Consider the following 24,526-nt stretch of genomic DNA (forward strand, 5'->3'; position numbering starts at 1 on the left):
TCCGATGAAGATTCTGCGCGTGGCCGCAGTGGGCGCGCTGGCCGCCTCCCTCCTCGCCGTCGGCGGCTCGGCGACCGCCTCGACCGCCGCCACCACCGCCGCCGCGGCCGGCGAGGTCACGGCCTGCGTGCACAAGAAGTCGCGATACGTCCGCATCATCAACGCGACCGGCAAGTGCCGCAAGACCGAGACCCGCATGAAGATCGGCGGCGAGACGGTGCTGCAGAGCACGGTCTCCAGCGGCCCCCGGGGCGAGACCGGCCCGCAGGGGCCGAAGGGCGACACCGGCGCCCAGGGCCCCCGCGGCATGCGCGGCCCGCAGGGCAAGCAGGGCCCCCAGGGCCCGCAGGGCCCGAAGGGCGACACCGGCCCGCAGGGGGCGAAGGGGGAGCAGGGCCCCAAGGGCGACACCGGCCCGGCGGGCCCGAAGGGTGACACCGGCCCGGCCGGCCCCCAGGGCAAGCCCGGCGTCAAGGGCCCCAAGGGCGACAGGGGACCGGCGGGCCCGCAGGGCAAGCCGGGTCCGCAGGGCCCGAAGGGCGAGAAGGGCGAGAAGGGCGACCAGGGACCGGCCGGTCCCAAGGGCGACCGCGGCCCCCAGGGTCCGCAGGGCCCGAAGGGTGAGCCGGGCGGCGGCGGGGTCACCTACACGACCTACACCAAGTCCGCGAAGTTCAACCGCAGCGGCGGCACGGCCAGCTGCGACCACGGCGACCTGGCGACCGGCGGCGGCTTCGCCGTCAGCTCCGGCACGCAGGTCATCGGCAACGCTCCCGTAGGCCCCAGCACCTGGGCCGTGACGGTCCAGGGCCAGGGGCAGACGAGCGGCACCGTCTACGTGGTCTGCCTCAAGGCATCCTCCTAAAGACGCCGAAAGGGCCGGTACGCGACCCGTACCGGCCCTTTCTCGTACGCTCGATCAGCCGAACAGCGCCGGCAGCGTGCCCTCGTGCGTCTCGCGCAGCTCCGCGACCGGCACCTCCAGCACGCCCTCCACCACGAGCGACGACCCGCCCGTGACGCCCAGCCCGGAGCACGGCACCTCGTGCTCGGAGCAGAGCCCGGCCAGCGCCTCGAACGCCTCCGGCTTCACCGCGACCAGCGCCCGGGCCGCCGACTCGCTGAACAGCTCCGTGAACGGGTCGCCGGTGACCGTCACCGTGGCGCCCACGCCGCGCGCCAGGCACGACTCGGCCAGCGCGATCGCCAGCCCGCCGTCGGACAGGTCGTGCGAGCCCTCCAGCAGGCCCCGCGCGGCCGCCTCCACCAGCACCCGGGCCAGCGCCTGCTCAGCCTCCAGGTCCGCCTGCGGCGGCAGGCCGCCCAGGTGACTGTGCTCGACGTGCGCCCACTCCGAGCCGCCGAACTCCGGCCGCGTCTCGCCCAGTAGCGCCACCCGCAGCCCCTCGCCGGTGAACCCGGTCGGCACCCGCTTCGACACGTCGTTGATCACGCCGAGCACGCCGACCACCGGGGTCGGGTTGATCGGGGTCGAACCCGTCTGGTTGTAGAACGACACGTTGCCGCCGGTCACCGGCACGCCCAGGGTGCGGCAGGCGTCGGCCAGGCCGCGCACCGCCTCGGCGAACTGCCACATCACCTCGGGGTCCTCCGGCGAGCCGAAGTTGAGGCAGTTGGTGACGGCCAGCGGGCGGGCGCCGGTGACGGCCACGTTCCGGTACGCCTCGGCCAGCGCGAGCTGCGCCCCCGCGTACGGGTCGAGCCTGGCGTAACGGCCGTTGCCGTCGACCGACAGCGCGATGCCGCGCGTGGTCGGCACGCCCCCCGCGATGTCCTCGGAGATGCGCAGCATCCCGGCGTCGGCGGGCTGCGCCAGCACCGTGTTGGAGCGTACGTACCGGTCGAACTGACTGGTCACCCACTCCTTCGACGCCAGGTTCGGCGAGCCGAGCAGCCGCAGCAGCGTCGCCCGCAGGTCGGACGGGCGCGGCAGCCGGTCGGGGGTGTCGGCGTTGAGCGCCGCCTGGCCCGACGGCTCGTGGTACGGGCGCTCGTACACCGGGCCGTCGTCGGCCGCGGTGCCCGGCGGGATGTCGACGATGACCTCGCCGTTCCAGGTCATCACCAGCCGGCCGGTGTCGGTCACCTCGCCGATCACGGTCGCCGGGACGTCCCACTTCTCGCAGATCGCCATGAACGCCGCGATGTCGTCGGGGCGGACGATCGCCATCATCCGCTCCTGCGACTCGCTCATCAGGATCTCCTCCGGGCTCAGGGAGGGATCGCGGAGCGGGACCAGGTTCAGGTCCACGTTCATGCCGCCGGTGCCCTTCGCGGCCAGCTCGGTCGTCGCACAGGACACCCCGGCCGCGCCCAGGTCCTGGATGCCCACGACCACGTCGGCCGCGTACAGCTCCAGGCAGCACTCGATGAGCAGCTTCTCCATGAACGGGTCGCCCACCTGGACGGCGGGGCGCTTGGCCGCCGACTCCTCCTCGAACGTCGCGCTCGCCAGCACGCTCGCGCCGCCGATGCCGTCGGGGCCCGTCGCCGCGCCGAACAGCACCACCTTGTTGCCCGGCCCCGGCGCGGTCGCCAGCTTGATCTGGTCCTTGCGCAGCAGGCCCACACAGAGCGCGTTGACCAGCGGGTTGCCGATGTAGCAGGGGTCGAAGACGACCTCGCCGCCGATGTTGGGCAGGCCCAGGCAGTTGCCGTAGTGGCTGATGCCCTGCACCACGCCCGGCAGCACCCGGCGCGTGTCGGCCTGGTCGGCGCCGCCGAGCCGCAGCGAGTCCATCACCGCGATCGGGCGCGCGCCCATCGACATGATGTCGCGCACGATCCCGCCGACGCCCGTCGCGGCGCCCTGGTGCGGCTCCACGTACGAGGGGCTGTTGTGCGACTCGATCTTGAAGGTGGCGGCCCAGCCGTCGCCGATGTCGACCACCCCGGCGTTCTCGCCCATGCCCACCAGCAGCGCATCCGACTCGGGGGCCTTCGTGGCGAACTGCTTGAGATGCACCTTGGACGACTTGTACGAGCAGTGCTCCGACCACATGACGCTGTAGATCGCCAGCTCGGAGCTGGTCGGGCGGCGGCCCAGGATGTCGCGGACCCGGTCGTACTCGTCCCGCTTCATGCCCAGCTCGGCGAAGGGCAGCTGCTCGTCGGGCGTGGCCTCCGCGCGCTTGACGGAGTCGGTGCTCATGCGTCCACCAGCTTCTTGAGAATGGAGGTGAAGAAACCCAGGCCGTCGGTGCTCCGCGCGCCGACCAGCTCCTCGACCGCGTGCTCGGGGTGCGGCATCAGGCCCACCACGTTGCCCGCCTCGTTGCTGACGCCCGCGATGTCGTTGAGCGAGCCGTTCGGGTTGCCGCCGACGTAACGGACCACGACCCGGCCCGTCGCCTCCAGCTCGGCCAGCGTCTCCGGGTCGGCCACATACCGGCCCTCGCCGTGCTTGATCGGCAGCGTGATCTCCTGGCCGGCCTCGTACGAGTTCGTCCACGCCGTGCCGGCCGTCTCGATCCGCACCCGCTGATCACGGCAGATGTAATGCAGCGAGGCGTTACGGGTCAGCGCCCCCGGCAGCAGATGAGCCTCACAGAGAATCTGGAACCCGTTGCACGTCCCCAGCACCGGCAGCCCCGCCCGCGCGGCGGGCACGATCTCCTCCATCACCGGCGCGAACCGGGATATCGCCCCGCACCGGAGGTAGTCGCCATACGAGAACCCGCCCGGCAGGAAGATCGCGTCGACCCCCTTCAGGTCCCGGTCGGCATGCCACAGCGGCACCGCTTCCCCGCCCACGAGGCGCACGGCCCTGGCGGCGTCCTGGTCGTCTAGTGTGCCTGGAAACGTCACTACGCCCACGCGGGCAGCGCTCATGACTGTCGTCCCCTCCGAGGAGTTGCGCAGCCGCCAGTTCCGGTGGTGGTCGGCGGTCAATTCAGGTTATCGGCTGCCTCCCGATGCTCCTCAACAACCTCCGGCATAGCCCTGCCCGCGTCCCCCACCTTTCGAGGCGCTACGCGCCCACCGGCTTCGGGCTCCGCCCGCAAACCATGGTCCTCACCTTGAGAGGCGCTACGCGCCATCGGCTTCGGGCAGCGCTCACTAGGCGGGCTCCGCCCGCAAGGCAAGGCCCTCGCTCCGCTCGGACGTTTTCCCAGGGGCTGCCGCCCGACGCCCCCACAAGCGGCCGTCGACCCCCGAAGATCTGTGGCCCGAGTCCGGAAAGCTCGGTCGGAGCCAAACAATGGCGCCCAGGACGAAGACCGGGGGATGACGGCTTTCGCCAGCGGCAACAAGCGGCGCCGATCTCTCGTGACCCCGACCCTCAGCAGCCCGGTGCAGAGGGACAAAAATGACAGTTGATCATGGACAGATCTGACATGAAAGGGGGGACAGTTCTGAGATAAACATGCGGACGTTCTATGCAGTAGCCACAGAACCAGCAGGTCAGAGAGGGTGGTTCCGTGGATGCCGACGCGCTGGTCGAGCGTAACTTGAAGGATGTCATCCGTAGGCGTCTCAAGAGCAGCGGCGGCGCGGATCTCACCGCCCAGTGGCGCCGGAGGCCGGGCGGCGAGCCCACGTAGCCCAGCGCCAGAGCCATTCCAGGGGCCCTTGGCGGTAGCGGCGCAACCAGAGGGCGGAGAACACCCACTGGGCCGCCAGGATGGCTCCCGCCGCCAGGAACGCCACCTGTGGGGCTTGGACGATCGGCAGACCGAGGACGTGAGCGGCCCCCAGGACGAGGAGCGTGGCGGTCAGATAGTTGGTCAGAGCCATCCTCCCCAGCGGCGCGAACACGACCCGCAGCACCGGTCGCAGCGGCGTCCTGAGCAGGACCAGCAGGGCACACACCACCACACCGGCGATCAGCAGGTCGGCCAGGTCGGACGCGAAGGACGGCCGCGACGCAGGCCGCGACCACAGAGCGATGGCCGTCCCCGCGGCGAAGGCCAGCCCCAGCAGAAGCGGCACCCAGGTGGACCGCTCGATGCGCTCGACCACCCCGTACCGGACCAGCGCCGAGCCCAGCAGGAACAGTCCGGCGATCAGCAGCGGCCCGCCTCCGCCGACCAGTGCTGCCAGGATGAGTGCCCCGGCGAGTCCCGCTACGACCCACCGGGGCAGCCAGGTGGAAGGTAGCAGCACCAGCAGGCCGACGACGGCGTACACGGTCAGGATCTCGCCCGGCCAGAGCAGCATGTGCAGGAGCCCGATCGCGAGCAGCGCCACCAGCCTGCGCAGCAGAACCAGCCACGGCCGCGCGACGCGATCGGCGGCGGAGTCCAGCAGCAGCGAGAACCCGATGCCGAACAGCAGGGAGAAGATCGGCAGCCCGAGCCAGGGATCCCACTCGCCCATCGGCTGGGTCACGACGGCGGTGCCGCCACCGGCGATCAGCTGGATGTTGGCGAGCAGGATCTCGCAGAGCGTGAACCCGCGCAGCACGTCGAGAGCGACGATGCGGGGCCGGTCAGAGGAGAGGACAGGAGCCGGGGACCGGCCGGGAGCAGCGGGCTCGTCGCACGGGGGACCGTGATGGCTGACGGGAACTTCGGGGGGCGGCATAGGCCCCAGCCTGCAGAGCCATCCAAAGGACGGCACCGGCCGAAAGCAGGGTCAACGGCGCTGATGCTCCTACTTTCGGCCAGTTCACCGGCACCGCGCAGAGCCGGCAGGATCGATGGGAAATCACCGAGAGTACGCGGGTTGCGGCGGTCACTTCTGAGTTATGACCTGGAGAGCAGCCCATGAGCAGCGGTTTCATCCGGGTCAATGACCGAACCCAAGAGGTCGAATCCGGGGCGACCGGGCAACGATTGAACAGCGCGGCGACGGGTTCAGTATCCACGGGTATGGAGTTCGCGTGGCGGCGACAGGTTCAACGTCACTGGGTATAGGGCGACGGGTTCAACGTCACCGGGTTTGGACGGCCACTTGGCGGCGTCGGGCGGAAGCCCCCAGGAAAGGCGCCCGAGCGGAGCGAGGACCATGCCTTGCGGGCGAACCGCCCAGATTGAAGCCGATCGGCAACGCCTGGGACGCGAAAGCCAATTCTCAGACGGCCGCGAGCTCGCGGGAAGCGGTGTCGGATTCGCCTTCCCAGGCGAGTTGCTTGCGCAGGTGGACGGTGGTGCCGCGGCCGGGCGTGATGCCGAAGGAGATTTCGTCCACGACGGAGCGCATGATGAGCAGCCCGCGCCCGTTCTCGGTGTCGGCGGGCGGGAAGCGGAGCGGCATGGACGGCAGCCCGCCCCCGTTGTCGGCGACGCGGACGTCGCAGCGGCCGTAGCCGATGGATGCGGAGACTTCGTAGCGGTTGGCGGGGCCGCCGTGTCGTACCGCGTTGGAGCAGGCCTCGGAGACAGCGAGCAGCATGTCGGCGATGCAGGATTCGCTCACGTTGAGCGACCGCATCGCATCGCCAAGCACTCGCCTGACCATCGGGATGCCGATCGCATCCCGTGGCAGTGCCAACGAGAACTCAATGTCCACCGGACTCCTCCGGGCGCCGGAATGTCACCTGGAGTAGGTTTCCCCGTGAAATCGGGGCTAACCGCAAAATCACGTGGTTGTTATTTACTGTTGGGGTTCGCGTGGCATTCTGGCGCGCCGGAATGCGGCACGACCCCATGTGATATGTGCTGTTCTACTCTTCGACGCGGACCGTGAAGTCCTCGATGACGGTGTTGGCGAGCAGAGTCTCGGCCATCTTTCGGACGTCCGCAATGGCCGCCTCGTCGGCGGGGCCGTCGAGGTCCAGCTCGAACCGCTTGCCCTGTCGTACGGCGGAGACACCGGAGAAGCCCAGCCGGGGCAGCGCGCGGGCGATGGCCTGGCCCTGCGGGTCGAGAATCTCGGGCTTCAGCATCACGTCTACGATCACGCGCGCCACTGCGTTCCTCCTGGGTACGGCGGGGTTGGCAAACCACAGCCTACCGGCGTGTGTTCGCCGCCAGAACGCGGGGAACGGGGAGGGCATGGGGCTTGTGCAATGGACTGTGACGTCTGCCACGATGGCTCCAAGAGCATACGAACCATCACCCCATGGTGGTATGCACCCGAAGGCCGATGACAGGCGGCAATCCCGCCGTATTCGGCCCCGACCGCACAGGAGTGGCACGTGACCACCGACGCCTCTCGTGGTGCCGAAGCACCCCCGGAGCTCGTCCAGCTACTCACCCCTGAGGGCGAGCGAGTTCAGCACCCCGACTACGACATCGACCTGACACCGGAAGACATCAGATCCCTCTACCGCGACCTGGTGCTCGTCCGGCGCGTCGACCTGGAGGCCGTCGCCCTGCAGCGCCAGGGCGAGCTCGGCATCTGGGCCTCCCTCCTCGGCCAGGAGGCCGCGCAGATCGGCTCCGGCCGGGCGCTGGCCGACACCGACATGGCCTTCCCCACCTACCGCGAGCACGGCGTGGCGTGGTGCCGCGGCGTCGACCCGGTCAAGCTGCTGGGCCTGTTCCGCGGCGTCAGTCACGGCGGCTGGGACCCGCAGGAACACAACTTCCACCTCTACACGATCGTCATCGGCAGCCAGACCCTGCACGCCGTCGGCTACGCGATGGGCATCCAGCGCGACGACGCGAACGCCGCCACGATGGTCTACTTCGGCGACGGCGCCACCTCCCAGGGCGACGTGAACGAGTCGTTCATCTGGGCCGGCGTGTTCAACGCCCCGATCGTGTTCTTCTGCCAGAACAACCAGTGGGCCATCTCCGCCCCGCTGGAGAAGCAGACCCGCATCCCGCTCTACCGCAGGGCCTCCGGGTTCGGCTTCCCCGGCGTCCGGGTCGACGGCAACGACGTCTTCGCCTGCCTGGCCGTCACCCGCCAGGCGCTCAAGAACGCCCGCGAGGGCCAGGGCCCCACGCTCATCGAGGCGTTCACGTACCGGATGGGAGCCCACACCACCACCGACGACCCCACCCGCTACCGCGTGGCCAGCGAGCTGGAGGCGTGGAAGCTCAAGGACCCGATCGAGCGCGTCAAGGCCTACCTGTTCAAGAACGAGCTGGCGGACCAGGAGTTCTTCGACTCCGTGGAGGCCGAGGCCGACCAGCTCGGCGCCGACCTGCGCCGCCGCTGCCTGGCCATGCCGGACCCCGGCCCGATGGCCATCTTCGAGCACGTCTACGCCGAGCCGCACGCGCTGCTCGACGAGGAGCGCGCCCAGTTCGCCGCGTACTTGGAGGGGTTCGAGAAATGACCGTGATGAGCCTGTCCAAGGCGCTCAACGAGGGCATGCGCAAGGCGATGGAGGACGACCCCAAGGTCCTCATCATGGGCGAGGACGTGGGCAAGCTCGGCGGCGTGTTCCGGGTGACCGACGGGCTGCAGAAGGACTTCGGCGAGGACCGCGTGATCGACACGCCGCTGGCCGAGTCCGGCATCATCGGCACCGCGATCGGGCTGGCGCTCCGCGGCTACCGGCCGGTGTGCGAGATCCAGTTCGACGGGTTCGTGTTCCCGGCCGCCGACCAGATCATCACCCAGCTGGCCAAGATGCCGATGCGCTCGCTCGGCGCGATCAAGCTTCCGGTGGTCGTACGGATCCCCTGCGGCGGCGGCATCGGCGCGGTCGAGCACCACAGCGAGTCGCCCGAGGCGTACTTCACGCACACCGGCGGCCTGCGTGTGGTGGCCTGCTCCAACCCCGCCGACGCGTACGCGATGATCCAGCAGGCGATCCGCTGCGAAGACCCGGTGATCTTCTTCGAGCCGAAGCGGCGCTACTGGGAGAAGGCCGACGTCGACACCACGAGCACCGGCTGGTGGACCCCCATGGACAAGGGCCGGGTGACCCGTCCCGGCACCGACGCCACGCTGCTCGCCTACGGGCCGATGGTCAAGACCTGCCTGGAGGCCGCGCAGGCCGCCGAGGAGGAGGGCCGCTCGCTGGAGGTCGTCGACCTCCGCTCGCTCAACCCGCTCGACCAGCCGCTGGTGATGGAGTCCGTACGGAAGACCGGCCGGGCGGTCGTGGTCCACGAGGCGCCGGTCAACAACGGGTTCGGCGCCGAGCTGGCGGCCCGGATCACCGAGCAGTGCTTCTACCACCTGGAGTCGCCGGTGCTGCGGGTCGGCGGCTTCTCCACCCCCTATCCGCCGTCGAGGCTGGAGGAGCACTACCTCCCCGACCTGGACCGGGTGCTCGACGCCGTCGACCGCGCCTTCGCGTACTGACAGGGGGTTGTGCAGATGCGACGCGAGTTCAAGCTCCCCGACGTCGGCGAGGGGCTGACGGAGGCGGAGATCGTCCGCTGGCACGTCCAGCCGGGCGACGAGGTCAAGGTCAACCAGATCGTCGTGGAGATCGAGACGGCCAAGTCCATCGTGGAGCTGCCGATCCCGTGGGACGGCGTGGTGGCGGAGCTGCTGGCCGAGGAGGGCCAGACGGTGGACGTCGGCGTCCCGGTCATCACGGTCGACACCCTGGAGGAAGCGCCGCCCGGAGAGGCCAAGGCGGAGGAGCTCGTCCCCAACCCGCCCGAGGAGGGCGCGGTCGAGCCGGGCGCCCACGGCAGCCCCGCCCCCAAGGAGGAGCGCCAGGCGGTCCTGGTCGGCTACGGAGTCAAACCCGGTACGACGCGACGGCGCCCACGCAAGACCCCGATGCCGTCCAACATCCCGGCCCCGCCCGTGGCCAACCCCGCCCGAACCGCCACCCCCGGCGCCCCGCCCCCGGCGGCGGAACCGGAACCGGAGCCCGAGCCCCGGCCGGCGGCGCTGGCCAAGCCGCCCGTCCGCAAGCTGGCCAAGGACCTGGGGGTGGATCTCACCACCCTCACCGGCACCGGCCCGCAGGGCACGATCACCCGCGAGGACGTCCACCGGGCGGCCGAGCGGGAGACCCCCGCGGAGACCCGCACGGAGACGCCGGAGGAGGAGCGCATCCCGGTCAAGGGCGTGCGCAAGATGACCGCCCAGGCGATGGTCGCCAGCGCTTTCACCGCACCCCACGTGACCGAGTTCCTCCAGGTCGACGTCACGCGGACGATGGAGGCCGTCGGGCGGCTGCGCGCGATGCCCGACTTCGCCGGGGTGAAGGTCTCGCCGCTGCTCCTGGTGGCCAAGGCCGTCCTGGTGGCCGCCGCCCGCTACCCGATGATGAACGCCGCGTGGGATGAGGCGGCCCAGGAGATCGTGGTCAAGCGCCACGTGAACCTGGGCATCGCCGCCGCCACCCCGCGCGGCCTGCTGGTGCCGAACATCAAGAATGCCCACAGCCTCTCGCTGCTCGACCTCGCCCGCGCGCTCAACGAGCTGGCGGAGACGGCCCGGGCTGGCCGCACCCAGCCGGCGGAGATGTCGGGCGGCACGATCACGATCACCAACGTGGGCGTGTTCGGCGTCGACGCCGGCACCCCGATCCTGAACCCGGGCGAGAGCGCCATCCTCGCCTTCGGCCAGGTGAGGGACATGCCGTGGGTGGTCGGCGGCGAGCTGGCGGTGCGGAAGGTGACGACGCTGGCCGTCTCCTTCGACCACCGGGTGGTCGACGGCGAGCTGGGCTCGCTGTTCCTGCGCGACGTCGGCGCCATGCTGGAGGACCCGCTCCACATGCTCGCCTGGAGCTGACGGCTCACCACCGCCCCGGCGACCGGTCCGGGGCGGTGCCCGCCGAGCCCGGCCGGAGCAGCGGCGGGTGGAGGAGCCGGGCGTCTCCGGCGCGGTAGAGCCTGGCCCGGGGGCCGCCGCGGACGCCGCCGGTCCGCGTGGTCGCGCCGGTGCCCTCGACGAAGCCCGGCACCGACAGGACCTTGCGGTGGAAGTTGCCGGGGTGCAGCCGCGTCCCCCACACGGTCTCGTAGATCTGCCGCAGCTCGGAGATGGTGAACGTGTCGCCCGCGAAGGCACTGGCCAGCGGTGTGTACTCCAGCTTGGCGCGGGCCCGTTCGACCCCGTCGGCGACGATCCGGGCGTGGTCGGAGGCCAGCGGGGGCAGGTCGTCGGCCGGATGCCAGGCCGCGCCGGCCCGGGGGCGGGGCAGGTGGGGGACGAAGGCGAGGTACGACACGGACAGGACCCGCATGCGTCCCGGGCCGCCGTAGCTGGCGAGCTGCTCCAGGTGGGCGGGCCGGGCGCCCAGCTCCCGCACCGCCGCCTCGGCCAGCTCCTCCTCCGGCCTGATGAACCCGCCCGGCAGCGCCCGCGATCCCGCGTACGGCCCGGCGTCGCGCTCGGCGACGAGCACCTGCAGCCGCCGGTCGCGGATGGTCAGCGCCACCACGTCGACGGTCACCGCGACCGGCGCGTACCGATGGGGTAACTCTTCCATCATGTCTTTCTCAGAGTGAGAACGATCCGGCTCGATAAGGTCTGGCCATGATTCGTCATGTGGTGCTGTTCACCTGGTCACCGGAGGCCACCGAGGAGCAGAAGGCCGCGGTCGCGGCCGAGCTGAGCAAACTGCCGGGTGAGATCCCCCAGATCCGCTCGTACACCCTCGGCGCCGACGCCGGCATCAACCCCGGCAACCACCACTTCGCCGTGGTCGCCGACTTCGACAGCGAGGACGACTACCGCGCCTACCGGGACCATCCCCGGCACCAGGCGGTGATCGCCGAGCACATCAAGCCGATCCTGGAGAGCCGCGCCGCCGTGCAGTTCGCCTGCTAGACCTCGGGCGGGTTGTTCTCGCGGTGCATCAGCCGGCGCTCGGAGGTCTGGCCGGTCCTGGGCCCCATCACGATGCTCAGCACGACGCCCGCCCCGCCCACGATCATGAAGATGAGGCCGATGACGTCCATGTGGACGCTCTCACCGAACACGTCGGGTTCGATCGCGAACCTCAAGATGGCGCCGAGCGTGAGGAAGAAGATGCTGACCCCGACACCCATCACGGCCTCCAGTTGGCAAACAGTCCGTACGCCCACGGTCATACCCGAGTATGGGCGATCACTACCTTGCCGGGAAACGCAGGACGCCCGTTCCGAAACGGAACGGGCGTCCTGGGGTGAGGCCGGACCGGGTGTCCTGGGGTGAAACCCGGAACGGGTGTCCTGAGGTGCCGATCGGTCAGAAGGCCTCCTCCGGGAGCTCCATGAGCCCCAGGCCGGTGCCGGTGACCACGCGGCGCTCCGCGGCCAGCCGCGGCAGCACGGTCTGCGCGAAGAACTCGGCGGCGGCGACCTTGCCCTGGTAGAACGGGTCCTCGCCGTCCGCCAGCCTGGCCAGGGCGACCTCGGCCTGGCGCAGCAGCAGCCAGCCGATCACCAGGTCGCCGAGGGCGAGCAGGAGCCGGGTGGTGTTGAGGCCGACCTTGTAGATCTCCTCCGGCTTCTCCATGGAGGCGAGCGCCCAGCCGGCCATCGTGTCGCCCATGACCTTGACCTCGCCCGCGGCCTCGGCGAGCAGCTTGCGCTCTTCCTTGAGCCGGCCGTTGCCGGCCTCGGAGGAGGCGAACTCGTTGATCTCGGCGAGCAGCTTGCCGATGGCCGAGCCCTGGTTGCGCAGGATCTTGCGGAAGAACAGGTCCATGCCCTGGATCGCGGTCGTCCCCTCGTACAGGGAGTCGATCTTCGCGTCCCGGATGTACTGCTCGATCGGGTAGTCCTGGAGGTAGCCGGAGCCGCCCAGGGTCTGCAGCGAACGGGACAGCAGTTCGTACGAGCGCTCCGACCCGACGCCCTTGACCACGGGCAGCAGCAGGTCGTTCATCTCCTCGGCGTGCCGGTCCGCGGGGTCGATCTGGAGGGCGTCCTGGAAGGTGGCCGTGTAGAGCACCAGCGCCCGCATGCCCTCGGCGTAGGCCTTCTGCAGCATGAGCTCGCGGCGTACGTCGGGGTGGTGGGTGATGGTGACCCGGGGCGCGGTCTTGTCGGCCTGCCGGGTGAGGTCGGCGCCCTGGACCCGGGACTTGGCGTACTCCAGCGCGTTGAGGTAGCCGGTGGAGAGGGTGGCGATGGCCTTGGTGCCGACCATCATGCGGGCGTGCTCGATGACCATGAACATCTGCTTGATGCCCTCGTGCACCTCGCCGACCAGCCAGCCGATCGCCGGGTGCTTCTCGCCGAAGGTCAGCTCGCAGGTGGTGGAGACCTTCAGGCCCATCTTGTGCTCGACGTTGGTCACGTACACGCCGTTGCGCTCGCCGAGCTCGCCGGTCTCCAGGTCGACGTGGTACTTGGGCACCAGGAACATCGACAGGCCCTTGGTGCCGGGGCCGTGGCCCTCGGGCCGGGCCAGCACCAGGTGGAAGATGTTCTCCGTCATGTCCTGCTCGGCGCTGGTGATGAAGCGCTTGACGCCCTCGATGTGCCAGGAGCCGTCCTCCTGGCGTACGGCCCTGGCGCGGCCGGCGCCGACGTCGGAGCCCGCGTCCGGCTCGGTGAGCACCATGGTGGCGCCCCAGTCGCGCTCGATGGCCAGCTCGGCGAAGCGCTTCTGCTCGGGGGTGCCCAGCTTCCACAGGGTGTAGGCGAAGTTGGGGCCGGCTCCGTACATGTAGAGCGCCGGGTTCGCGCCCAGCACCATCTCGGCGGCCGCCCAGGCGAGGCTGCGCGGGATGCCGGGGCCGCCCAGCTCCTGGGGCAGGTCGAGGTGCGCCCAGCCGCCGTCGATCAGCGCCTGGTACGACTTCTTGAAGCCGTCGGGAAGGGTCACCGAGCCGGTCGCGGGGTCGAAGACGGGCGGGTTGCGGTCGCCCTCCTCGAACGACTCGGCGAGCACCGTGGTCGACAGCCTGTTCACCTCGTCCAGGATGCTGCGCGCGACGTCCTCGTCGATCTCCGCGTAGGGACCGCTGCCGAGGATCTCGCGCCGCCCGAAGACTTCGAAGAGGTTGAACTCAAGGTCGCGAAGGTTGCTCTTGTAGTGGCCCATCGGTGCAGCTCTCCTTGAACCCGGTGAGATTCGTACTGGCCAGTAACCTTACTAGGAATGCTACCCGCGGGTAACCAGAGATATGCGTGGCATGCTCGGTTCATGGACGCCGAAGAACTCGCCGCGCGCTGGCGAGAGCGCCTGGAATCCTGGGCCATTCCGGAGGAGATCCTCGCCGCGGCCCCGGCCGACCCGTGGTCCTATCCCGTGGCGCGCTTCACCACCCGCACCGACAAGGCGCTCGCCGAGCCCGGCGACGGCCCCACGCTGACCCGGATGGCCGAGGCGCTGCCGGAGGGCGGCACGCTGCTCGACGTCGGCTCCGGCCCCGGAGCCTCGTCCCTGCCGCTGCGCGATCGGATCGGCCACCTGTACGCGGTCGACACCTCGGGCGCGATGCTGGAGGAGCTGGCGGCCCGCGCCGACAAGCTGGGCGTCCCCGTCACCACGGTCGAGGGCCGCTGGCCGGACGTCGCCGGACGGGTGCCCGAGGTCGACGTGTCGGTCGCCGCCCACGTCGTCTACAACGTGCCCGACCTCGACCGTTTCCTGCGCGCCCTCGACAGCCGCACCCGCGGCCGGGTGGTGCTGGAGCTGCCCAACCGCCACCCGATGAGCTGGATGTCGCCGCTGTGGGAACACTTCCACGGCATCGAACGCCCGGTGCGGCCCATCGCGGAAGACTGCGTGGCGCTGGCGGCCGCGCTCGGCTTCGACGTCCACGTCGAGGAGCGCGAGTCACCGCTGGAGCGCTTCGACTCGCTGGAGGAGCTGGCGAGGAGCGCATGCCTGCGCATCTGCCTGGAGCCGTCCAGGGCGGAGGAGGTCGCCCGGGTCGCCCTGGAGCTCGGCATGTGGCCGCTGCCCCGCGACCGCTGGGTCACCCTCTGGTGGGACTAATCCCGTTTGACGCGGCCGCCGGCGGCACGCTTGGCTGAACATGTGATCGAAATCCAGTGTGTGACCGTCGACTGCGCCGACCCGTACAAGCTCGCCTCGTGGTGGGGTGAGGCGCTCGGGCTCCCGTTCGGCGAGGGCGACAAGCCGGGCGACGACGAGGTGATGCTGGAGACCGGGCGCTACCCGTTCCTGCTGTTCATCCGCGTCCCCGAGGGCAAGTCGGTGAAGAACCGGCTGCACATCGACGTCAGCGCCACCGCCGGGTCCACCCGCGAGCAGGAGGTCGAGCGGCTGCTCCGGCTCGGCGCGACCCTGTACGAGGACCGCCGTGACGACGAGGGCAAGGGCTGGGTCACCATGCTCGACCCGGAGGGCAACGAGTTCTGCGTATGCCGGGGCCAGGCCGAGCGGGTTGGGTGAGCCGTCACCGCGTCAGGACACGTCCCTTCAGCGTCATCGTCACCACCGCCGCGATGACGTACACGAGCAGACCGTGCCACGCGGCGTCGAACACCCCGCCGAACCAGTGCGCGTCGTCGAAGATGACCTGCACCGGATAGTCGAGCACCATCGCGATGCCGGCGGGCATCAGCGCGAACCGCCACGGGTGGCGCAACCCCCACTGGCGCGCCTGGCGCGTCACGCGGTCGCCCTCGTAGGGCTTGGCCACCGCCCCGATGGCGGCGATCAGCGTGAACAGGGCGATGCCCAGGCCGAGCGCCCCCGACAGGTCGGCACCACCGGTGATCAGGCCGGTGCCGAAGCTCGCCGCGGCGACCGCCCCGCCGCCGACGGCGGCGGCCTTCCACGGCGCGCCACGCAGCGCCGCACCGGACAGGGAGACTTCATCACGTCGGGTGATTTCGTTCATGTCCTCAGCGTGCCTGCGCGGACCCCTTGCCCACATCGGGGATGCACCCTGATTTCGACCCTGGTAGGAGGGCCTTTGACATGATGCGACCCATGACAGAGATCGCGATCGCGGAGTTGGGCGCGGACGAGTGGGAGCGGCTGAAGACGGTCCGGCTGCGCGCGCTGCGGGACGCGCCGGACGCCTTCGGATCGTCGTACGAGCGAGAAAGCGCCTTCACGCCCGAGAAGTGGCTTGAGCGGCTGACCGGCTCCTGGTGGCGGGTGGCCGTCGTGGACGGCGCCGACGCCGGGCTGGTCTGCGTGCGCGTCGAGGAGGGCACGGCGCACCTGCTGTCCATGTGGGTGGCTCCGGAGGCCAGGAACCGCGGCGTCGGCTCGCTCCTGGTGGACGCGGCGATCGAGCACGCCCGCGGGCAGGGCCTGGAGGAGATGGAGCTGTGGTGCGTCGACCACAACACCGCCGCCAAGGCCCTCTACACCCGCAAGGGGTTCACGCCCACCGGGAAGACGATGGGCCTGCCGTCCAACCCGGACATCCCCGAATCCCACTACGCGCTGTCCCTGCTCTTCCGCCAGGCCCGCGCGGAGGACGTGCCCGCGATCGTGGCCATGCTGGCCGACGACCCGCTGGGCGCCCAGCGCGAGGGCGACCCGAACGACCCGCGCTACATGGCCGCCTTCGAGCGCATCGACGCGGACCCGTGGGACGAGCTGATCGTGGCCGAGCGGGACGGCAAGGTGATCGGCACGATGCAGCTGACCTACCTGGCCGGGCTGTCGCGGCTGGGCTCCGAGCGCTGCCAGATCGAGGCCGTCAGGGTCGCCGCCCAGGCCCGCGGCGAGGGGCTGGGCCGCAGGATGATCCAGTGGGCGATCGACCGGGCCCGCGCCCGCGGCTGCGCGATGGTGCAGCTCACCTCCGACAAGACACGCCGCGACGCGCACCGCTTCTACGACTCGCTCGGCTTCACCGCCTCCCACGAGGGTTACAAGCTCACGCTGGGATGAGCTCCACCCGGTTGTCGTGGTAGACGGCGCCCCTGCCCAGGTCGGCGTCGCGCTCCTCGACCACCGCGTTCGGGTTCGAGCCGCCGGGGGTGAGCTTGGGCCAGCGGCCCTTCTCGGAGGCGACCACGCCCGGCGCCACCCGGTCGCTGATCTCCACGTCGGCCAGGAACTCGCCGAAGGCGTTGCGCACCCGGACCCGCTGCCCGCCCGCCAGCCCGCGCGCCGCCGCGTCGGCCGGGTTGACCAGCACGACCGGGTCCTTGGCCCGGCGCAGCAGCTCCGGGTTGTTCGCGAACGTGGTGTTGAGGAAGGTGTGCGGCGCCGGGGTGATCAGCACCAGCCCGCCCTCGGTCTGCGAGGACCGCGACGGCACGTACGCCTTGCCGCGCGGCGGGAACCGCATCCGGCCGGAGTCGGTCGGGAAGCCCTCGGCGAACGGCGCGAAGGGCGCCGGATAGTTCATCCGCACCCAGCCCTCCTTGCGCAGCCGGTCGAGCGTGACGCCGTGGAGCGACGGGTGGCCGCTCGACAGCAGCTCCTCGGCCAGCTCCAGGTCGGAGGCGAACAGCGACGGCTCGGTCATCCCCATGTGGGCGGCCAGCCGCCGGAACAGCTCGGTGGTGGACACGCACTCGCCCGGCGGCGGCGTGGCGGGCTCGTTCCACAGCAGGTAGAGGTGCCCGTAGCCGGCGTGCAGGTCGAAGTGCTCGGTCTGCATGGTGGCCGGGAGCACGATGTCGGCGTAGTCGGCGGTGTCGGTCGGGAACTGCTCCACGACCACGGTGAACAGGTCCTCGCGGGCCAGGCCCGCCCGCACCGCGTTGGCGTCGGAGGTCGAGCCCGCCGGGTTCGCCGCGTACACGAACAGGCACTTGACCGAGTCGGGCTTGGCCAGCTCCGAGCCCAGCCGGGTCATGGTGAGCGTGCGGACCGGGCCGGGCAGCAGGTCGTCGCGGGTGTCGACGCGCAGGTGGACGTGACCGCTGGTCGAGTACGCCACCCCGCCGCCGGGGTGCCGCCAGTCGCCGGTCACGCCGGGGATCGCGGCGATGGTGCGCAGCGCGGTGCCGCCGCCGGAGTGGCGCTGGAGGCCCATGGTGGCGCGGATCGCGGTCGGGCGGGTGTGCGCCAGCCTCGTCCCCAGCCTGTGGATGGCCTCGGCGGGCAGCCCGGTGATCTCCGCGACCCGCTCGACCGGATACTCCATGATCTCCGCGCGGAAGTCCTCCCAGCCCTCGGTCCGCGTGGCCAGGAACTCCTCGTCCTGCGCGTTCTCCGCCAGCACCACGTGGAGCAGGCCGAGCGCGAGCGCCGCGTCGGTGCCGGGCCGGATCGCCAGGTGCTCGTCCGCCTGGTCGGCCGTACGGGTGCGGATCGGGTCGATGGCGACCACGTGGGCGCCGTCGGCGCGCGCGTCCTGGATGAACTTCCACAGGTGGTGGCCGCTGGTCAGCGGGTTCGTGCCCCACAGCAAGATCAGCTTGGCCTGCGCGAAGTTCTCCGGGTCCATGCCGCCCGGAGTGCCGTTGGCCAGCTTCAGCCCCGTGTTGCCGGCGGTCGAGCAGATGTTCAGCCAGTGGCGGGAGGCGCCCAGCATGTTCCAGAACCGCCGCCCGGCCACGCCCTCGCAACCTTGCAGGTAACCGAGCGACCCGGTGCCCAGGTAGGGCCAGATCGCCTGGCCGCCGTGCTCCTCGACGATGGCGCGCAGCCGTACGGAGATCTCCTCCAGCGCCTCGTCCCAGCTGATGCGCTCGAACTGCCCGGACCCCTTGGGCCCGGTCCGCCGCATCGGGTAGAGGATGCGGTCGGCCGCCCGGGTGTGTTCCAGGTAGCGGTTGACCTTCACGCAGAGCGCGCCTCTGGTGTACGGCTGGTCGGGGTTGCCGCGCATCGAGACGGCCTCGCCGTCGCGTACGGTCACCACCCAGGAGCAGGTGTCGGGACAGTCAAGCGGGCACGCGCCCAGAACCCTCAAGTCACCTGGCATAAGACACAGCTTACGGGCAAGAGGCCCCCGGGGCCCGATGCCCCGATTGACGTGACGATTCGGGACACTAGGCCCACAAGTACGTACGGTCTCGCTTGGAAGGTGCAGAATCGCTGTCGGTGGCCGAGATCAGAGAACGCGACGACGCGGAGGAACCCCGTAAAGGGGGCCCGCCCGCTCCCGAGAGCCGCGCTGAGCCGGACGTGTACGTGGTGGAGCCGCTGCTGCCGCAGCGGCTGCGCCGCCCGTCCGACCTGCTGCGCCTGCTCGTGACGCTGGCCGCGCTGGCGGCCGTGATCCTGCTGGCGCTGGTCGCCAAGCAGACCCTGTACGGGCTGGAGCGCGACGTCACGGAGGGCACCACCCTGGTGCCGCTGCTCAGCCGGATCGCCACGTTCATCGGCGGCGCCGCTGTGCTCACCGTGCCGGTCGCCTTCGCCGTGGAGCGCGTCTTCCACCGCGACGGCCTGCGCGTCGCCGAAGGGCTGATCGCCGCCATCATCGGCATGGTCGGCGCGTTCCTGACCGGCCAGTGGCTGCTCGCGGGCAACGCCGACGACCTCCACCAGCTGCTCACCGGCGGGCGCAGCATCGAGCCGATCAACACGCTGCTCACGTCCGTCCTCGCCTACACCACCGCGGTCCGCATGGCCCGCCGGCCGACCTGGCGGGCGCTCATGTGGACGGTCATCGCGCTCTACATCCTGGCCCTCTACTCCGGCAGGCAGGTCACCCTGCCGGGCGCCATCGTCACCGTCCTGGTCGGCATGGCCATCGGCTACGCCACCCTGTACGGGATCGGCAGCCCCAACACCAGACCGCCGGGCAACGCGGTGATCGCGGCCCTGCGCAAGCTGTCGTTCTCGCCCGTGTCGGCCCGCCGCATCGAGGACGACCACCAGGGCAGCCGCCGCTACGCCGTCGGGCTCGCTGACGGCACCCGCCTCGACGTCACCGTGCTCGACCGCGACCGTCAGGTGGCCGGCCTGCCCTACCGGCTCTGGCGGCGCTTCCGGCTCAGCACCGAGACCAGGCGCAGGGCCATCCGCTCGCTCCGCGCCGAGCTGGAGCGGGAGGCGCTGATGGCCTACGCCGCGCAGGCGGCCGGAGCCAGCACGCCCCGCCTGCTCGGCACGAGCGAGATCGGCACGGAAGCGGCCCTGCTCGCCTACGAGCACCTCGACACCCGGCCGCTCGACGAGGTGCCCACCGAGGAGATCGACGACGGCGTCCTGCACCAGATCTGGGAGCAGGTGTCGCTGCTGCAGATCCAGCGGCTCGCGCACCGGCGGCTCACCGGCGAGGGCATCCACCTCGACAAGGCCGGCCGGGTCGTGCTCACCGACGCCCGCAGCGGCGAGATCGCCGCCGGAGACCTGCTGCTCCGGCTCGACGTCGCCCAGCTCCTCGTCTACCTGGCGCTGCGCGTCGGTCCCGAACGGTCGGTACGGGAGGCGCACACGGTCATGGGCACCGAGGCGCTGGCCGCCGCCATGCCGCTGCTGCAGCGCATCGCGCTGACCCGCGAGACCCGCGCCGCCCTGGCCAAGGACAAGAACCTGCTCGCCGCCGTACGCGAGCAGATCGCCGCGCTCGAACCCGAGGTGAAGGTCGAGGAGATCCGGCTGGAGCGGTTCCGGCCGCGCACCCTCGTCACCATCATCGCCAGCGCGCTCGCCGCCTACTTCCTGCTCTCCCAGCTCAGCCAGGTCAACCTGGTGGAGGTCGTCACCCAGGCCAACTGGGCCTGGTCGGTGCTGGCGCTGGCCGCCTCGTTCGCCAGCTTCGTGGCCGCCGCGTTCGTGCTCAGAGGCTTCGTGCCCGACTCGCTGCCGCTCTGGCGGACCACGCTCGTGCAGTTCGCGGCCTCGTTCGTGAAACTCGTCGCGCCCGCCGCCGTCGGCGGCGTCGCCATCAACACCCGCTACCTGCAGAAACGCGGCATCGCGCCGGCGCTCGCGGTGGCCAGCGTGGGCGCCTCGCAGCTCGTCATGCTCGGCTTCCACATCGGCCTGCTGCTGCTGTTCGCCTACATCACCGGTTCCAACACGGCCACCACGTTCACCCCGTCACGTGAGCTGGTGGTGGCGCTGCTCGCGGTCGCGCTGCTGGTCGTGGCGCTGCTGGGGGTGCCGCCGCTGCGCCGGCTGGTGACCGGGCGGATGCGGCGGCTGTTCTCCAACGTGCTGCCGCGGCTGCTGGACGTGCTCCAGTCGCCGCGCAAGCTGATCGAGGGCTCGGCCGGCACCCTCATGATCACGATCGCGTTCGTGCTCTGCCTGTACGCGTGCGTGCACGCCTTCAACTGGGAGATCGGCTTCACCACCGTGGCGGTCGTCTACCTCACCGCCAACGCGATCGGCTCGGCCGCGCCCACGCCCGGCGGCCTGGGCGCGGTCGAGCTGTCGCTCACGGCGGGCCTGACCGTGGCCGGGGTGCCCGCCGAGCTGGCCACGTCGGCCGTGCTGCTCTACCGGCTGCTCACGTTCTGGCTGCCGGTGCTCCCCGGCTGGGCGGCGTTCACGCACCTCCAGCGGCACGAGGCGCTGTGATCGCGTCGATCGCCTCCAGCTCGTCGCCGGTGAACGCCGGGCCGTCGACGCAGGCCACGTTGTCCTCCAGCTGGGCGACGCTGCTCGCGCCGATCAGCACGCTCGTCACCCGCGGGTCCCGGAGCGTCCACGACAGCGCCATCTGGGCCAGCGTCTGCCCGCGCTCCTGGGCGATCGCGTTCAGCTTGCCGGCCAGCTCGGTGTCGATCTGGTCGGCGCTGAGGAATCGGCTGGTGGCCGCCCGCGAGTCCGCCGGCACGCCCTTCAGGTAGCGGTCGGTCAGCAGGCCCTGCGCCAGCGGCGAGTAGACGATGCAGCCCATGCCCGCCTCCTCCAGCGTGTCCAGCAGCCCGTCCTCGATCCACCGGTTGATCATCGAGTAGGACGGCTGGTGGATCAGCAGCGGCGTGCCCAGCTCCCGCATGATCCTGGCCGCCTGCGCGGTCAGCTCCGCCGGATAGTTGGAGATGCCCGCGTACAGCGCCTTGCCCGAGCGCACCGCCCGGTCCAGCGCGCCCATCGTCTCCTCCAGCGGCGTGTCCGGGTCCGGCCGGTGGCTGTAGAAGATGTCGACGTACTCCAGGCCCATCCGCTTGAGCGACTGGTCCAGGCTGGCCAGCAGATACTTGCGCGACCCCCACTCGCCGTACGGGCCGGGCCACATGTCGAAGCCCGCCTTGGTCGAGATGATCAGCTCGTCCCGGTACGGCCCGAAATCCTGCCGGAGGATCCGGCCGAAGTTCCGCTCCGCCGACCCGTACGGCACCCCGTAGTTGTTGGCCAGGTCGAAGTGCGTGACCCCCAGGTCGAAGGCGCGGCGCAGGATCGCCCGCGAGTTCGCGAGCGGGCGGTCGTCGCCGAAGTTGTGCCAGAGCCCCAGCGACACCGCCGGCAGCCTCAGCCCGCTGCGCCCGCTCCGGTTGTACGGCTGGCGCTCGTAGCGCGCCGGATCCGCCGTGTAGTTCATGCCGGGTCCCTCCGGATGCCCAGCTCGATGATCCAGGCGAGCGCGAACGCCTCCTCACGCCAGGCGTCGTAACGCCCGCTCCGGCCGCCGTGCCCGGCGCCCATCTCCGTCTTGAGCAGGAACGGCCCGCCGGAGGCCCGGTCGCGCAGCCGCGCGATCCACTTGGCCGGCTCGTGGTACAGCACCCGCGTGTCGTTCAGGCTGGTGATCGCGAGAATGGGCGGGTACGTCCGATCGCCGATGTTCTCGTAGGGCGTGTACTCCTTCATGTAGGCGTACACCTCGGGATCGTGCAGCGGGTCGCCCCACTCGTCCCACTCGATCACGGTCAGCGGCAGCGACGGGTCGAGGATGGTGTTGAGCGCGTCCACGAACGGCACCTCGGCCACCACGCCCGCGAACTCCTCCGGCGCCAGGTTCACCGCCGCGCCCATCAGCAGCCCACCCGCCGAGCCGCCCCGGGCGATCACCTTCGAGCTCCACCCGGCCGCCTTGACGTGCCGGGCCACCGCCACGAAGTCGGTGAACGTGTTCTTCTTCCGGGTGAGCTTGCCGTCCTCGTACCAGTGGCGGCCCATCTCGCCGCCGCCGCGCACGTGCGCCACGGCGAACACGAACCCCCGGTCCAGCAGCGACAGCCGCGGCACCGAGAAGCCCGGGTCGATCGACGTCTCGTAGCTGCCGTACCCGTACAGCACCGTCGGCGCCGGGAGCGTGCTGTCCTTCCGCTTGACGACGGAGACCGGGACGCGGGTGCCGTCCTCGGCCGTCGCCCACTCGCGGAACTGCTCGTAGTCGTCCGGGTCGTAGCCGCCCAGCACCGGCCGCCGCTTCAGCAGGATCAGCTCGCGGGTGGCCAGCTCGTAGTCGTAGACGCTGGCCGGCGTCACCATGCTGGTGTAGGCGAGCCTCAGCCTGTCGGTCACGAACTCGGGATTGCCCGCCGGCGCGACGTCGTACAGCGGCTCGGGGAACTCGATCTCGTACGGCGGCTCGCCGTTGTGCGGCAGCACGCGCAGGCCGGTCAGCCCGTCACGGCGGAAGTGCAGCACGGCGTGCCCGGCGAACGCGTCGATCTCCAGCAGCCGGGTGTCCTCGCGGTGTGAGACCAGCGGCGTCCACGAGGCGGGGTCGTCGAGCGGCGCGGTGGCCAGCTCGAAGTTGCGCGCGTTCTCGTTGTGGAGCACGTAGAAGAAGTCGCCCGCGTGGTCGAGGCCGTACTCGACGCCGGTCTTGCGGGGCCGCACGAGCCGGAACTCGCCGTCCGGGGTGGCCGCGTCGAGCAGGCGCACCTCGCTGGTGATCTTGCTGCCGGCGCTCAGTACGAGGTAGCGCTCGCTCCTGGTCAGCCCGATGCCGACCCAGAACCGCTCGTCGTCCTCCTGGTAGACGAGCGAGTCCTCGCCGGTGCCCAGCGTGTGGCGGTAGACCTGGTAGGGACGCCAGGCGTCGTCGACCCGCGTGTAGAAGAACGTCGAGCCGTCGGCCGACCAGGCGCCGCCGTAGAAGATGCCCTCGATCTCGTCCGGCAGCACCTCCCCGGTCCGCAGGTCCTTGAACCGCAGCGTGAACCGCTCGTCGCCGCTGAAGTCGGTCGAGTAGGCGAGCATCGTGCCGTCGGGGGAGACCGCGCTGGTGCCCATCGAGAAGAACGGGCTGTCGCCCGCCAGTTCGTTGCCGTCGAGGATGACCTGCTCGTGGTCCAGGCGTTCGCCGGGGGTGATGTCGGGCGGCGTCTCGCTCTCGGCGGGCACCCGGCACGACACCGCGTACTGCTTGCCCTCCTCGGTGCGGGTGAAGTACCACCACGCGCCCTTGCGGCTGGGCACCGACAGGTCGGTCTCCTGGGTGCGGCCCTTGATCTCCTGGAACACCTCCTCCCGCAGGCTCGTCAGATGCTTGGTCTCCTGTTCCACATAGGCGTTCTCCGCCTCCAGGTAGGAGATGGTGTCCGGATCGTCCTTGTCGGCCAGCCACGCGTACTCGTCGATCACGGTGTCTCCGTGATGGACGCGCTCAGCCGGGATCTTCTTAGCCACAGGCGGCGGGTTGCTGCTCACGTGGGGAGTCTATGGTCGTCCGTGATCGATTCGTGGCCTGCGCGGCGCGGGAACGCGGCGCGAGCACTCCTTGGGCGCTGCTAATCTTGTGGAGCCGGTCAACCCGGCGACATTCCTCCACCTTTCCGGGAATCGCGTCAATTTGACACGAGTTTCGGGGGGTGCGAAGATAAATACGAAGCGAAACGCCCCGAAAGCGTCCGTTTCTTGAGAACTCAACAGTGTGTTAAAAGCCAGTGCATGATGCACAACCCCGTCATGATTCATGGCGGATTCTTATGGTTGGGATTCAACAGATCCTTTTATGGAGAGTTTGATCCTGGCTCAGGACGAACGCTGGCGGCGTGCTTAACACATGCAAGTC

General features: G+C 70.5%; 21 protein-coding genes, 1 rRNA gene and 1 pseudogene. 11 read left to right on the top strand and 12 right to left on the bottom strand.

Annotated elements, in window-relative coordinates:
* Positions 1-4: 4 nt before the first annotated feature.
* Positions 5-865, top strand: a complete 861-nt coding sequence (locus tag AB0J42_RS23465) for a hypothetical protein (protein ID WP_364297748.1) — start codon at positions 5-7, stop codon at positions 863-865.
* A 54-nt stretch (positions 866-919) separates the two neighbouring features.
* On the opposite strand, the gene purL is transcribed toward AB0J42_RS23465, so the two are convergent.
* The 5 genes from purL to purS all read right to left on the bottom strand — a co-directional run bounded on the left by purL (position 920) and on the right by purS (position 6,874).
* Positions 920-3,172, bottom strand: coding sequence for a phosphoribosylformylglycinamidine synthase subunit PurL (gene purL, locus AB0J42_RS23470; protein WP_364297750.1), 2,253 nt, complete (start codon positions 3,170-3,172; stop codon positions 920-922).
* Positions 3,169-3,852 carry a phosphoribosylformylglycinamidine synthase subunit PurQ gene (gene purQ / locus AB0J42_RS23475; protein WP_364297752.1) on the bottom strand — a complete coding sequence of 228 codons (684 nt, stop codon included), beginning with the start codon at positions 3,850-3,852 and terminating at the stop codon, positions 3,169-3,171. Before purQ ends, purL begins: the two co-directional genes overlap by 4 nt.
* A 669-nt stretch (positions 3,853-4,521) precedes the next feature.
* Positions 4,522-5,547, bottom strand: coding sequence for a DUF418 domain-containing protein (locus AB0J42_RS23480; RefSeq protein ID WP_364297754.1), 1,026 nt, complete (start codon positions 5,545-5,547; stop codon positions 4,522-4,524).
* A 489-nt stretch (positions 5,548-6,036) separates the two neighbouring features.
* Positions 6,037-6,423 (bottom strand): ATP-binding protein, encoded by a 387-nt coding sequence (locus tag AB0J42_RS23485; protein WP_364297786.1) that lies wholly within the window; start codon positions 6,421-6,423, stop codon positions 6,037-6,039.
* 205 nt (positions 6,424-6,628) lie between these two features.
* Positions 6,629-6,874: a phosphoribosylformylglycinamidine synthase subunit PurS gene (purS, locus tag AB0J42_RS23490; protein WP_364297756.1), complete on the bottom strand. Its 246-nt coding sequence runs from the start codon at positions 6,872-6,874 to the stop codon at positions 6,629-6,631.
* Between the two features lie 228 nt (positions 6,875-7,102).
* Here purS and pdhA point away from each other — a divergent pair, with 228 nt between their 5' ends.
* Genes pdhA through AB0J42_RS23505 form a run of 3 tightly spaced genes read left to right on the top strand, consistent with a single transcriptional unit; the run spans position 7,103 to position 10,566 of the window.
* Complete coding sequence (gene pdhA, locus AB0J42_RS23495) at positions 7,103-8,194, top strand: pyruvate dehydrogenase (acetyl-transferring) E1 component subunit alpha (RefSeq protein WP_364297758.1); 1,092 nt, start codon at positions 7,103-7,105, stop codon at positions 8,192-8,194.
* Entirely contained in the window at positions 8,191-9,171 is a 981-nt protein-coding gene (locus AB0J42_RS23500) for an alpha-ketoacid dehydrogenase subunit beta (protein ID WP_364297760.1), read from the top strand. The genes pdhA and AB0J42_RS23500 overlap by 4 nt, the downstream gene beginning before the upstream one ends.
* A gap of 15 nt (positions 9,172-9,186) precedes the next feature.
* Complete coding sequence (locus tag AB0J42_RS23505) at positions 9,187-10,566, top strand: dihydrolipoamide acetyltransferase family protein (RefSeq protein ID WP_364297762.1); 1,380 nt, start codon at positions 9,187-9,189, stop codon at positions 10,564-10,566.
* A 4-nt stretch (positions 10,567-10,570) separates the two neighbouring features.
* On the opposite strand, the gene AB0J42_RS23510 is transcribed toward AB0J42_RS23505, so the two are convergent.
* Positions 10,571-11,269 carry an NUDIX domain-containing protein gene (locus AB0J42_RS23510; RefSeq protein WP_364297764.1) on the bottom strand — a complete coding sequence of 233 codons (699 nt, stop codon included), beginning with the start codon at positions 11,267-11,269 and terminating at the stop codon, positions 10,571-10,573.
* A 44-nt stretch (positions 11,270-11,313) separates the two neighbouring features.
* Between AB0J42_RS23510 and AB0J42_RS23515 the strand changes: the two genes are divergently transcribed.
* Positions 11,314-11,607, top strand: a complete 294-nt coding sequence (locus AB0J42_RS23515; RefSeq protein WP_364297766.1) for a Dabb family protein — start codon at positions 11,314-11,316, stop codon at positions 11,605-11,607.
* Here the strand turns inward: AB0J42_RS23515 and AB0J42_RS23520 are convergent.
* Entirely contained in the window at positions 11,604-11,828 is a 225-nt protein-coding gene (locus AB0J42_RS23520; RefSeq protein WP_364297768.1) for a hypothetical protein, read from the bottom strand. The genes AB0J42_RS23515 and AB0J42_RS23520 overlap by 4 nt on opposite strands.
* Positions 11,829-12,006: 178 nt before the next feature.
* On the bottom strand, positions 12,007-13,812 hold the full coding sequence (locus AB0J42_RS23525) for an acyl-CoA dehydrogenase (RefSeq protein WP_364297770.1): 1,806 nt from the start codon (positions 13,810-13,812) through the stop codon (positions 12,007-12,009).
* 102 nt (positions 13,813-13,914) lie between these two features.
* On the opposite strand from AB0J42_RS23525, the gene AB0J42_RS23530 reads away from it, so the two are divergent.
* Together AB0J42_RS23530 and AB0J42_RS23535 are read left to right on the top strand one after the other, a co-directional pair.
* Entirely contained in the window at positions 13,915-14,712 is a 798-nt protein-coding gene (locus tag AB0J42_RS23530) for a class I SAM-dependent methyltransferase (protein WP_364297772.1), read from the top strand.
* Between the two features lie 42 nt (positions 14,713-14,754).
* Entirely contained in the window at positions 14,755-15,132 is a 378-nt protein-coding gene (locus AB0J42_RS23535) for a VOC family protein (RefSeq protein WP_364297774.1), read from the top strand.
* Between the two features lie 4 nt (positions 15,133-15,136).
* On the opposite strand, the gene AB0J42_RS23540 is transcribed toward AB0J42_RS23535, so the two are convergent.
* Positions 15,137-15,583 (bottom strand): hypothetical protein, encoded by a 447-nt coding sequence (locus tag AB0J42_RS23540; protein WP_364297776.1) that lies wholly within the window; start codon positions 15,581-15,583, stop codon positions 15,137-15,139.
* Between the two features lie 92 nt (positions 15,584-15,675).
* Here AB0J42_RS23540 and AB0J42_RS23545 point away from each other — a divergent pair.
* Together AB0J42_RS23545 and AB0J42_RS23550 are read left to right on the top strand one after the other, a co-directional pair.
* Positions 15,676-16,080: pseudogene (locus AB0J42_RS23545) on the top strand (GNAT family N-acetyltransferase); the annotation flags it as partial.
* A gap of 114 nt (positions 16,081-16,194) precedes the next feature.
* Positions 16,195-16,593 (top strand): GNAT family N-acetyltransferase, encoded by a 399-nt coding sequence (locus AB0J42_RS23550; RefSeq protein ID WP_364297788.1) that lies wholly within the window; start codon positions 16,195-16,197, stop codon positions 16,591-16,593.
* Here the strand turns inward: AB0J42_RS23550 and AB0J42_RS23555 are convergent.
* A complete protein-coding gene (locus AB0J42_RS23555) occupies positions 16,580-18,571 on the bottom strand; it encodes a molybdopterin-dependent oxidoreductase (protein WP_364297778.1) in 1,992 nt (663 codons plus the stop codon). The genes AB0J42_RS23550 and AB0J42_RS23555 overlap by 14 nt on opposite strands.
* Positions 18,572-18,702: 131 nt before the next feature.
* Here AB0J42_RS23555 and AB0J42_RS23560 point away from each other — a divergent pair, with 131 nt between their 5' ends.
* A complete protein-coding gene (locus tag AB0J42_RS23560; protein WP_364297780.1) occupies positions 18,703-21,135 on the top strand; it encodes a lysylphosphatidylglycerol synthase transmembrane domain-containing protein in 2,433 nt (810 codons plus the stop codon).
* On the opposite strand, the gene mgrA is transcribed toward AB0J42_RS23560, so the two are convergent.
* Positions 21,104-22,102 carry an L-glyceraldehyde 3-phosphate reductase gene (gene mgrA / locus AB0J42_RS23565; protein WP_364297782.1) on the bottom strand — a complete coding sequence of 333 codons (999 nt, stop codon included), beginning with the start codon at positions 22,100-22,102 and terminating at the stop codon, positions 21,104-21,106. The two genes, AB0J42_RS23560 and mgrA, sit on opposite strands and share 32 nt — an antisense overlap.
* Positions 22,099-24,162 (bottom strand): S9 family peptidase, encoded by a 2,064-nt coding sequence (locus tag AB0J42_RS23570; RefSeq protein WP_364297784.1) that lies wholly within the window; start codon positions 24,160-24,162, stop codon positions 22,099-22,101. The genes mgrA and AB0J42_RS23570 overlap by 4 nt, the downstream gene beginning before the upstream one ends.
* 301 nt (positions 24,163-24,463) lie before the next feature.
* On the opposite strand from AB0J42_RS23570, the gene AB0J42_RS23575 reads away from it, so the two are divergent.
* Positions 24,464-24,526, top strand: a 16S ribosomal RNA gene (locus AB0J42_RS23575); the annotation flags it as partial.

It is taken from the genome of Nonomuraea sp. NPDC049649, from assembly GCF_040675175.1.
Taxonomy (GTDB): domain Bacteria; phylum Actinomycetota; class Actinomycetes; order Streptosporangiales; family Streptosporangiaceae; genus Nonomuraea.

Coding starts and splice junctions, on each gene's coding strand:
- AB0J42_RS23525 (WP_364297770.1), bottom strand. CDS start 13,812: ATGGGCCACTACAAGAGCAACCTTCGCGACCTTGAGTTCAACCTCTTC.
- AB0J42_RS23550 (WP_364297788.1), top strand. CDS start 16,195: ATGCTGGCCGACGACCCGCTGGGCGCCCAGCGCGAGGGCGACCCGAAC.
- AB0J42_RS23520 (WP_364297768.1), bottom strand. CDS start 11,828: ATGGGTGTCGGGGTCAGCATCTTCTTCCTCACGCTCGGCGCCATCTTG.
- AB0J42_RS23505 (WP_364297762.1), top strand. CDS start 9,187: ATGCGACGCGAGTTCAAGCTCCCCGACGTCGGCGAGGGGCTGACGGAG.
- purQ (WP_364297752.1), bottom strand. CDS start 3,852: ATGAGCGCTGCCCGCGTGGGCGTAGTGACGTTTCCAGGCACACTAGAC.
- mgrA (WP_364297782.1), bottom strand. CDS start 22,102: ATGAACTACACGGCGGATCCGGCGCGCTACGAGCGCCAGCCGTACAAC.
- AB0J42_RS23540 (WP_364297776.1), bottom strand. CDS start 15,583: ATGAACGAAATCACCCGACGTGATGAAGTCTCCCTGTCCGGTGCGGCG.
- AB0J42_RS23510 (WP_364297764.1), bottom strand. CDS start 11,269: ATGATGGAAGAGTTACCCCATCGGTACGCGCCGGTCGCGGTGACCGTC.
- AB0J42_RS23480 (WP_364297754.1), bottom strand. CDS start 5,547: ATGCCGCCCCCCGAAGTTCCCGTCAGCCATCACGGTCCCCCGTGCGAC.
- AB0J42_RS23485 (WP_364297786.1), bottom strand. CDS start 6,423: ATGGTCAGGCGAGTGCTTGGCGATGCGATGCGGTCGCTCAACGTGAGC.
- AB0J42_RS23530 (WP_364297772.1), top strand. CDS start 13,915: ATGGACGCCGAAGAACTCGCCGCGCGCTGGCGAGAGCGCCTGGAATCC.
- AB0J42_RS23465 (WP_364297748.1), top strand. CDS start 5: ATGAAGATTCTGCGCGTGGCCGCAGTGGGCGCGCTGGCCGCCTCCCTC.
- purL (WP_364297750.1), bottom strand. CDS start 3,172: ATGAGCACCGACTCCGTCAAGCGCGCGGAGGCCACGCCCGACGAGCAG.
- AB0J42_RS23515 (WP_364297766.1), top strand. CDS start 11,314: ATGATTCGTCATGTGGTGCTGTTCACCTGGTCACCGGAGGCCACCGAG.
- AB0J42_RS23500 (WP_364297760.1), top strand. CDS start 8,191: ATGACCGTGATGAGCCTGTCCAAGGCGCTCAACGAGGGCATGCGCAAG.